The organism is Kitasatospora sp. NPDC093558 (genome assembly GCF_040683475.1).
Lineage (GTDB): Bacteria > Actinomycetota > Actinomycetes > Streptomycetales > Streptomycetaceae > Kitasatospora.
Genome location: NZ_JBFBDY010001237.1, coordinates 1 through 1279, shown reverse-complemented (window position 1 = coordinate 1279; position 1279 = coordinate 1). Strand labels below are relative to the sequence as shown.

Here is a 1279-nt window from a genome sequence, read left to right as displayed (position 1 = left end):
GCACGGCCGGGCTCCTGGCCGTCCTCCTGCTGGTCCTGCTGTGGCCCGGCGCCGCGCACGCCGCCGACCCGGGCCGGCCCACGCGTGCCGAGGTCTACCAGGCCCTCGGCCTCGACCACCAGCCCGCCGACTACGTCGTCCTCGTCGACACGTCCCCGTCCATGACGCAGCAGGGCCGCTACGGGACGGTCCGCCAGACGCTCCAGACCTTCCTCTCCGGGCTCACCTCCGCCGACCACGTCGCCCTGTACACCTTCGACACCACCGTCGTCGCCCACTACATCGGTACCGCCGGGGATCCGGCCGGCATCCTGTCGCACCTGCCAGCCGTCCCCAGTGCGAACGGCGACACCGACATCGGCGCGGCCCTCAACGCCGCGCTCGGCGAGCTGGAGCGCAGCGACGCCCTGCCCATCGCCTCCGTGGTGCTGATGACGGACGGCGAGAACGCCCCGGCGGCGGGCACCGCCTACCCCGTCGCCGCGACCGCCGCCTGGACGGCCGCCCTGCACGCGCGCGCCGCCAAGCTCGCCGGACACACCGACCTCGTCGGCTACGCCCTGCCCCTCGCGACGGGCGCGACCGGCTCGCAACTGCTGCGCCAGGTCGTCGCGGACACCCGGGAGCTCGTGCCCGGCAGCATCCAGGACCTCGGCGCCTACCTGCAGCGCGCGGGCGACGACATCCGCCTGCGGCAGGCCCGCCGGTTGCTGGCCCCGGACGTCGGGCAGGGTGTCACCGTGGCCTGGTCGGGGCCGGACACGATCGACCTGAGCACGGGCGAGGCGACGGGCACGCTGTCGTTCGCGTCGCACACCGCCCGTCTCCCGCTGTCCGTCGACGGCGTCGGCGTGTCCGTGCCGGGCGGCCGGATCCAGGTGTCGGGCCTGCCGTCCACGGTCCTCCTCTCCCCCGGGTCGACCCAGTCCTTCCCGGTGCGGGTCACCGGCGGCTTCGACGGCGGCCTGCTGACCCCGCAGCACGTCCGGCACGAGACCGCCGGGCTGGAGGTGACGGGGACGGTCGGCTCGCCGTGGCAGCCCGTGCTCGGCTCCGACGTCCAGCTGAACACCCCGCCGAAGGTCCAGCCCGCCGTCCTCCAGGTGGCGCTCTCCGGGCGGGTCGGCTCGGCGGCGGCCCTGCCGCTGCTGGTGGGCGTGCCGGTGCTGGTTCTGCTGGTGCTCGTCGTCGCGTGGCTGCGGGTGTACCGGCCCGCGCTGAACGGCGTGCTGCTCATCGAGCCGGCCTTCGGCGAGCAGATCCCCGAGCACGTCCCGCT

At 75.3% G+C, this 1279-nt stretch carries 1 protein-coding gene; it reads left to right on the top strand.

The genetic code is table 11. From position 1 onward, the window contains the following. Positions 1 to 1279: vWA domain-containing protein (locus tag AB0O00_RS40015; RefSeq protein WP_363659587.1), on the top strand; the 1279-nt coding region annotated here is incomplete at both ends.